At 57.1% G+C, this 8,494-nt stretch carries 7 protein-coding genes; all 7 read right to left on the reverse strand.

Going from position 1 to position 8,494, the window contains the following annotated elements; all coding sequences use genetic code 11:
* Positions 1-263, reverse strand: a 263-nt coding sequence (locus tag BN874_RS09380; protein ID WP_034432432.1) for a TCP-1/cpn60 chaperonin family protein, incomplete at its 3' end; no start/stop codon positions are given.
* A 63-nt stretch (positions 264-326) separates the two neighbouring features.
* The gene (locus tag BN874_RS09385; RefSeq protein ID WP_034432435.1) at positions 327-617 is read right to left on the reverse strand and encodes a co-chaperone GroES; all 291 of its coding nucleotides are present in this window, start codon (positions 615-617) and stop codon (positions 327-329) included.
* Between the two features lie 203 nt (positions 618-820).
* Entirely contained in the window at positions 821-3,139 is a 2,319-nt protein-coding gene (locus BN874_RS22460) for a sensor domain-containing diguanylate cyclase (RefSeq protein WP_154724838.1), read from the reverse strand.
* A gap of 59 nt (positions 3,140-3,198) precedes the next feature.
* Positions 3,199-5,217, reverse strand: a complete 2,019-nt coding sequence (locus BN874_RS22465; protein WP_051497648.1) for a diguanylate cyclase domain-containing protein — start codon at positions 5,215-5,217, stop codon at positions 3,199-3,201.
* 190 nt (positions 5,218-5,407) lie between these two features.
* Positions 5,408-6,076: a methyltransferase domain-containing protein gene (locus BN874_RS22470; protein WP_154724839.1), complete on the reverse strand. Its 669-nt coding sequence runs from the start codon at positions 6,074-6,076 to the stop codon at positions 5,408-5,410.
* Positions 6,077-6,554: 478 nt separating this feature from the next.
* Positions 6,555-7,445 (reverse strand): amino acid ABC transporter permease, encoded by an 891-nt coding sequence (locus BN874_RS09405; RefSeq protein ID WP_034432437.1) that lies wholly within the window; start codon positions 7,443-7,445, stop codon positions 6,555-6,557.
* 9 nt (positions 7,446-7,454) lie between these two features.
* Positions 7,455-8,282 carry an amino acid ABC transporter permease gene (locus BN874_RS09410; RefSeq protein WP_034432439.1) on the reverse strand — a complete coding sequence of 276 codons (828 nt, stop codon included), beginning with the start codon at positions 8,280-8,282 and terminating at the stop codon, positions 7,455-7,457.
* Between the last annotated feature and the right edge of the window lie 212 nt (positions 8,283-8,494).

The raw sequence follows: 8,494 nt of genomic DNA on the forward strand, positions 1-8,494 counted from the left end.
CCGTCGCCGGCCACGTCGGAGGTTTTGGACGCGACTTCCTTGACCATCTGCGCGCCCATGTTTTCGAACTTGTCCTCCAGTTCGATCTCCTTGGCTACCGACACGCCGTCCTTGGTGACGGTGGGGGCGCCAAAAGCCTTGTCCAGCAGGACATTACGGCCACGCGGACCCAGGGTCACCTTGACGGCGTTGGCCAGGACATTGATGCCGCGCACCATGCGCGAACGGGCATCATCACCGAACTTGACTTCTTTTGCTGCCATTTTGGGAATTCCTCTAAATCTTTATTGAACTGCGGGGAATGAAAAGCCGGATGAAGGAGAGACTCACTTCTCGATGATCGCCATGATCTCGTCTTCACGCATGATGATCAGCTCTTCGCCGTCCACCTTGACTTCGCTGCCCGAATACTTGCCGAACAGAATGTGATCGCCGGCCTTGACATCCAAAGGACGCACGTCGCCATTGTCGAGCAGCTTGCCGCGACCGACGGCGATGACGGTGCCGCGCGACGGTTTCTCGGCAGCGGCGCCCGGCAACACGATGCCGCCCGGACTCTTGGTTTCTTCCTCAACACGTTTGATCAGCACTCGATCATGCAACGGACGAATATTCATCGGTAACGTCTCCATCAGGGGTTAAAAAAATGGGGGACTTGAGGTTGACGCTTGCCTTTTTAGCACTCGCCTGTAGTGAGTGCCAATCATAGCCAGCGAAACCACCCTGTCAAGGGGTTGGCAGTGAAGTGGGGAAGGGAGGGGGGATTTTCAAGGGGTGGCGGGAAGAAAATAACCGGATCGTGGGTTCAAAAACCGTAGTTTCACGGCTCCGCACGATCCGCCTCAGCGTCGCCGTCCCACAGCCGCCAGCCGTTCTTGCCGGCGTTCTTGGCTGCGTACATGGCCAAATCGGCGCAGTGAACCAGTTCCTTGGCCGTGCTGGCGTGATCGGGATACAGGGCGACCCCGATGCTGGTCGAGACCTGCGCCAATCCTTGCGGGAGCGTAAAGGGCTGATGGATTTGGTCGATGATTTTTTGCGCCACGCCGATGGCGTCTTCGGGATGAGCCACAGTTGCGAGGACTACGGTAAATTCGTCGCCGCCCATCCGGGCCGCCGTGTCGCTCTCGCGCAGACTGGCTTGCAGCCGCTGGCTCACCTGACGCAGCAATTCATCGCCGGCGGCGTGGCCCAGGGTATCGTTGATCGCCTTGAACCCGTCGAGATCGAGCCACAGCAAGGCCACGAGCTGTCGGTTACGACTGGCCAGCCGCAGTGCGTATTCCAGCCGATCCCAGAACAGAATGCGGTTGGGCAGTTGGGTCAGCGCATCGAAGTGCGCCAGTTCCCAGTTTTCCTGTTCGCGCAGCCGGCGGTCGGTAATGTCGTTCAGGATCACAATAGCGCCGGTAATCGCCCCATCGCCATCGTACAACGTGGACCAATGGACGCTCAGCCACTGATCAGCCAGACCCTGAAATTCACCGTCGCCGGTGCGCCGGTTCTGCCTGGTTTCCATCAACTGCTCCGCCTCAGAACGCTGGCTGGGGTGGATACCCTCCAGCCACGAGTGCCCCAGCACCGCCGTTGCCGCCTGTCCGGTCAGAACGCACCAGGGAAAATTGACATACTGGCAACGGCCTGCGGCGTCCACCTCAGCCACGCCGACCGGCGCAGCGGCCAGCATGGTTCGATACCGCTGCTCGCTGAACACCAGATCGCGGTTAATCCGCTGCAACTCGGTGGTTTTGGCGCTGACTTCCCGTTGCAACACCTGGGTATAACCAGCCAGCAGCCGCTCAGCCTGATACTGGGACGTGACATCGGTGGCGGCGCCGCGATAGCCGGCAAAACGCCCCAGATCGTCGCGATAGGGCAGACCGTTGACCCGTAGCCAGCGCAGTTCACCGGCATGATTACAGACGCTCAGCATGACTTCCCGAAAGGGCCGCCGTGCCTGGATCGCGGCACTTAGCATCTTGCGACACTCCACCGGGATAGCGCGAATGCCGGTTCGCCACCACCGACCCAGGCTTGGCGCCAGTTCCCAGGCCAATTCGCCATTCAACTGGGTCAAGCGGCCATCTTCGTTGGTGTCCCACAGCAGATCGTTGGAGACCCGGCTCAGGTCGCGGTAGAGATCGAAGGCCCGGTCGCGGGCTTCGGTGACGCCGCCCAGCAACAAGCCCATCAGCGCGACGGCGATCATCACCAATTGGTAATACAGCGCCACGTCCTGATACCGGTGCCATGCCACCAGGAAGGCCAGTCCGGCGTCCAGCGCGAAAATGGCTAAGGTGGACACTGACAGCCCGCCGGCAATGGCGATCCACGCCAGGGGCAGCAATATGAACAGGGTTGGAAAAGGGCGCGGCCCGCCGAGTCCCAGCCAGAGTGGTAACTTAAACAGAATAACCAGGGTCAGCAGCAATCCCGCCAAGTAGGCCGGCCAGAGCCACCATGGCTTGCGTTGCGCCTGCGGAAACGGTTGGCGCCAACGACCCCACTGAAGCCAATCGCGCAGGCGCGGACTCAGATGAACCAGCATGAGCGGCGTTAGGGTAATCACGCCGATGAAATCGCCGACTAGCCAGTAGAACCAGGCTTCGGGAAATTGGCTGGAGGCGATGAAGTCGGTGCGCAGCAGTCGCGCTGCGCCAACGCCCGCCGCCAACACGCCGCCCAACAGCGCCATGGACAAGAACCGCCCGGTATGGGTCTGATCGGCAAAATTGTTGTTGGTCCGACCGACGTTCCAAGTCCGCAGCGCTAGCGCCGCCAGTAAATAGCAACCGACCGGACTGAGCGTGGCTTCCAAATAGTTACCCAGCGCCGCTGGCATCAATGGAAACGGCGAGGGTCCGGTCGCCCATAGCAATACCCCCAGCGATCCTTCGGTGAGCAATACCGGCAGAACCGCCCGCCAGCCGAAGGTCAGCAGAGCGAAAAATCGCAACCCCGCTGGCGGATACCACAGGCTGATGGAGTTGCCGAACGCGCCCAGCGCCACCGATCCAAACCAGGCGGCGTACCAGAGGACGAAGTAGACGATCCAAACCGCCAGCCAGCGTCGTTGTTCCGGTTCCCAGCGCCGGGAAAATCCCGGCTTTTCTCCGGCTGGAAAACCGGATGTTGGCACAGCGTCAGGAGGTGATTGCACGATGATGGGAATGGGTAGTGGGTGGATCGATCAACATCCTAAATATCCGGCTGCCATACCGCTATCTGATTTTTGCCGGCGTTCTTGGCAAAGTACATCGCGGTATCCGCATAGTTGACCAGAACTTCGGCGTCTTCGGTATGCAATGGATACATGGCGATGCCAATACTGGCAGAAATATGGCCGACACCGCCCTTCAGGGCAAAGGGTTTCGCCAGCAGCACCGTCAAATCCGCCGCTACCTGTTCCGCCGCGCCGATCTCGCCAATGTCGGGCAGAATCACGGCGAACTCATCGCCACCCATGCGAGCGACGGTATCGCTATCGCGCATTCTGCCGCTCAGTCGGTGGGCGACCTGTTGCAGCACTTCATCGCCGGCGGCGTGACCCAAGGTATCGTTGACCGCTTTGAAGCCGTCGAGATCGATCCACAGCACCGCCACGTTTTGGTGGTTCCGCTTGGCCCGATGCAGGTTTTGTGTGAGCCGTTCCCAGAACAGATTGCGGTTAGGCAGGTCGGTCAAGGCATCGTAATGCGCCTGGAACCAGAGTTGTTGGTCCTTGCGCCGCTGCTCGGTGTTATCAACAAAGATGATAATGGAACCCACAAACGGCTGGCCGACTTTGAAGAGGTTGATCCAGTGGGCGGAAACCCAAAAGTCGGTGCCCCGCAAATGAAATTCGAGCTGATTGACCCCTGCATAGGTGGCATTGAGTTGCCAGATAAATTCGACGTGGTCGCGGTCGTCGGGATGGATGAACTCGAAGATATGGCGACCCCACGCCGCTTCCAGGTTGCAAGCGGTCAAGGCGCAGCCAACAGGATTAAGATAACGGCAATATCCCTGAGCATCGAATTCGGCAATGCCCACCGGCGCGGCGTTCACCAATGTGCGCTGATGATGTTCCTTGGACGCCAATTCTTGGTAGGCGCGCTGTAATTCCTCGGTTCGGGCAGCCACATCCTGTTCCAGCCGCATCGCTTGAACCTGCAAAGCCGCCTGCGCCTGATTGCGTGTTTCCACTGCGCCACCCAACAGCAGCCCGGTCAGGGCGATAGCGATCATCACCAACTGGTATTCAAGGGTGTAATCACTGGGGTTGAGCAACGCGACCAGCACCACCAGCCCGCTGCTCAGCAGCATCGTCCCCAGCACCGCGCCGCGCAGACCATGGCGCTGCGTGAACCAGGCCAGCGGCATCAGCAACAGCAGGGCGGCAAAGGGAAAATGCCGGCCCATTTCTAAGCTCCAGGGAATGCCAAAGATCATGAGCAGCATCGTCACCAGCATCAGACCATCCGCCAGAATCGAGTGATGCGCTGACCCTGAGACCTTCACCGCCGGCTCCCCTGTCCAACACCAGCGGCCTTGTTGCCGATACTGATTGAGGCTGGGCAGCAGAAACACCAGCAGCAACGGGGTGAAGGTAATAATCCCGATGAAATCGCCGACCAGCCACGTTGAAGCAATCGATAACGGGCTGAAGTCACTCAACCTTGTTGAATAGAACCAGATCAGGTTGATGCCGGTCGCCAGCGCAGCGCCCAGCAGGGCGGCAAAGAGGAACCCACTGATCTGCGCGGGCTGGGCCAAGCAAGAGCCGACAGAACGAACCCAATGTCGCAGGGGTAAAACGGCGGCGGCATAGCCTGCCGTGTGGAACAGGGCATAGATCAATTCGGATAGCACCTGATCCGCCGATAGGGATGCTCCCTGCGCTGTTTCCAGGATCAGCAGGGTTAAAAAGCTGCCCGCCACGTCGAGAGCAACCCCGGCCCAGCCGAACGCCAGCATTCCAAACACGGTGAGACCCGCCGGGGGATACCACAGGCTGGCGATCAACCCGCCCTGATCCAGCAGCGCCGCTGCCCAAAACGCGCCGAAATACAGCAGCAGATAGCCGATGACGAGCGCCAGAATGCGTTGCCGCTGACCCGGCGCAGATGCGGACGAAAGCGGCTCTGTCATTGCAGCGTTGGCGGGCGGGGCTGCGTCTTGCCCGGTTCTGGCTTGGGCAGCGGACGCCAGCACAAAACCTGATTCATCACTTTTCATCCATCCCCCTATTGAAATCAGGACGTTCGTTAAACCCGTAAATTCGTCATACCCGCGAAAGCGGGTATCCAATCTTTTCAGCGGCTGACTGGATTCCCGCCTACGCGGGAATGACGGAAAGCGAAAGTCTTAGAAATTTCACTGCACGTTCTTTCGGATTGCTGACCCGGTAATAATCAGCGGATCGCGATTATTTCTTGTTGCCCATTGCGGTTGATGGACGGTTTTTTCTTGCTACTAAAATCATGGCTTCCCACTGCAAGGAGAGACCTCGGACACTTATAATCTCTATCAGCGTAAAGCCGTTCAACGCCAGCAATGCAGTCAGACGTTTCTTCGACCAGCAATGAAGGTAACCGCCATCCCATACAGCAAAACGGTCGGGTTTCCACCACTCGCCCAGAGCAATCAATAAATTCTTCCAATAACCGCGGTAAGGCATTGAAAGGATGAATATCCCATCGGGTCGAAGTTTTCGGGCGGCGTGTTGGATCAGCATGGACGGCTCAGAGAACGGCTTGCTGGACTCGGCACTGATCGCTATGTCGAAACCAGTGGCTTGAAGAGGGTTTGCCGGCGCTAAATCACTAACACCCGTCATACTGCTTTCATCAGGTTCCGCATCCACCACGATATAGCCCACCCGGTGTAAATCGTGGCATAGCGTTTGCGCCCCGCGCCCGATACTGAGAACACGCAACACCCCGTAGCGAGCGCGGGCATTCAATACCACCGACTGAATATATGGATTTTTGTGAGACTGTTCTCCAATTTTTTTGTATCCAGAACTCGGGTTAATTTTTCCAAAAACCATGTCCTTTTCTCCAAAGGTGGCATATGTTAAATCCAGCTTGGGCATTCGTTACTGGAACAGGATTTTCATCGAATACCTATCAGGCCAGAACATAGGCTTGCCGTGAGGTAGCACGGGTCTCTTGCCGGTCTAAACCCTGGCTGGAAGCCTGATCGATGCCAAGGTTTGCGATCAAAACGAACGACCTATACGCAAAAAGCAAGCCAGTTTTCCAAGCCAGCAACACCTCTCCCCGTCGAGGATAATTTTTGATATAACTTATTGAATATATAGAATATACTGAGTGAATGAAAAGAAACGGAAGGGGATAGTGAAAGGAGTGAAGCGCAGCAGGATTTCAATTTTGAAACGGCTTTTCTTTCAGCCCGTTTCATTTTGAAACGTCAGCGGCCTCGAACACGTTTGCTTTCAGGACGTTTGCTTTGATCGCGAAACAGAGCGTAGAACCGATTTCCAGCGCGTGTTTAGACCGGCAAGAGGCCCGTTCTACCTCACGGCGAGCGAACGTTCTGTTATTTTGAAGTCAACGCTGCTGATGCCGATCCAACCGCCGTTCCAGTCGCCGGAACAGTCGCGCCAACCCGAAACACAGCAGGAAATACAGCATCGCCACCGTCAGCCAGACTTCAAATACCCACCCTGACGACACCGCTAATTCGGTTCCGGTAAAGGTCAGTTCCTGAATGGAAATCAGCGAAATCAGCGAAGAATCCTTAATCAGTGAAATGAACTGTCCGGCCAGCGGTGGAAGCACTTTCTGCATCGCCTGCGGCAGAATCACCCGACTCAACACAACATGGGAACGCAGACCCAGCGCCCGCCCAGCTTCCCACTGTCCTTTGGAGATCGCTTCAATGCCGGCGCGGACAATCTCGGTGACATAAGCGCCCTCAAACAGGGCCAGACAGATCAAACCGGACAGAAAGTTCGGCAACAACTCCGGTGGACCCAACAGAAATGCCAGCACGCTCAAAGTGTGCGGCGCGGCTCTCGCAAGCCAGTCCTCTACTTCCAGCAATGAAATAAGTTGACTGCTGATGAAGAAATAGAAGATGAAGATGAAGATGAAGACCAGCGGCGGGATATTGCGGATCAACTCGACATAAGTCCGGCTAATCAAGCGCAAAAACAGGCTGGATGAGATTCGGCAGACACCCATGACTCCACCGATCAGTGCCGCCAACACAATCCCCCATAGCGCCAATCGCACCGTCGCCAGAAATCCCTGTCCTAGCAGGTTCAATACCCAACCGCGTTCAACATCATAGCGGATGAAATAGCCGGGCATCAGTCGCCAGTCCCAGTGGTAATAAAAATGGTGGTGCGCTCGATACAACACACAGCCGATCAGCCCCAATAGCAGAGCGATAATCAGCGCATCCAGTCCACTAAAACGAAGTTTGCGCGAATGCACGATTTCAGCTCAATCGTGTCCGATGCTACGCACCGGCAGGCGGCGTTCCAGCCCACTGACCACCAGCGACAGGCTGGTGGTCAATATCAGATACAACACCGCTACTGTGAACCAGAGTTCAAAAGTCATAAAGGTGTCGGCGATAAGATTGCGGCCTTCAGTCGTCAAATCGGCCACTGCAATAACGCTGACCAGCGCTGAGTGTTTAATCAACGAAATCGCCAGCCCGGTTAATGGCGGCAACACCAGCCGAATCGCCTGCGGCAGGATGACACAGCGATAAACCGCATACGGCGCCAGTCCCAGCGCTCGCCCGCCTTCCCATTGCCCATGTGGAATCGCTGCAATCCCCGCCCGGAAAATTTCCGCCGCAAACGCACCCTCAAAAATCGCCAGTGCCAGCACTGCCGCCACGAATCGATCCAACTCCAGGATTGGAGCGAGGATGAAATAGACCAGATAGAGCTGCACCAACAACGGTGTATTGCGGACCATTTCAACGTAAACCCGCGCCATCGCATGACCGGCCCACGAGGTCGAGCGCTGCAACAGCGCTGCCGCCAATCCAAACGCTACCGTCAACAACAGGCTCCAGCCGGTCAATTCCAGCGTAACGCCCAGCCCGCGTAACAGCGGCCCTGGATAAAAAACGCCGTCCTCGATCCGGTAGAAATACGGTGGCACCCGATACCACTGCCAGTTGTAGTGCAGTTCGCCAACCCCCTCGCTGATCAGCCAGCCCAACCCGGCCAGCACTGCAACGAACGCCAGACTGTCGAACGCCGATTGCCAATAGCGCCAATGGCGACGCCCATTTTTTACTGTGGTTTCATTCATGTTCGCAACGGGTGTCTATCCCGCACCCGATACCCTCACCACCTATCAGTTCCTCATCACCTCGCAGACGCGATAAAAGGACGGCAAGGATTGTTGAGTTTGGAGTCGTCTTCGGAGCAACCGCAGACCGCGCTTGAACCACGACAGGACACTACGGGCGAGTTTTCGAAAGGTCCAATGATCCGGATCGGTCTGTTGTTGGGGTTTTTTTC

This window comes from Candidatus Contendobacter odensis Run_B_J11, assembly GCF_000531125.1.
Classification (GTDB): domain Bacteria; phylum Pseudomonadota; class Gammaproteobacteria; order Competibacterales; family Competibacteraceae; genus Contendibacter; species Contendibacter odensensis.

Excerpts from the sequence above, each read along its gene's own strand:
- BN874_RS09385 (WP_034432435.1), bottom strand. The coding sequence starts at position 617 with ATGAATATTCGTCCGTTGCATGATCGAGTGCTGATCAAACGTGTTGAG.
- BN874_RS22465 (WP_051497648.1), bottom strand. The coding sequence starts at position 5,217 with ATGAAAAGTGATGAATCAGGTTTTGTGCTGGCGTCCGCTGCCCAAGCC.
- BN874_RS22470 (WP_154724839.1), bottom strand. The coding sequence starts at position 6,076 with ATGCCCAAGCTGGATTTAACATATGCCACCTTTGGAGAAAAGGACATG.
- BN874_RS09410 (WP_034432439.1), bottom strand. The coding sequence starts at position 8,282 with ATGAATGAAACCACAGTAAAAAATGGGCGTCGCCATTGGCGCTATTGG.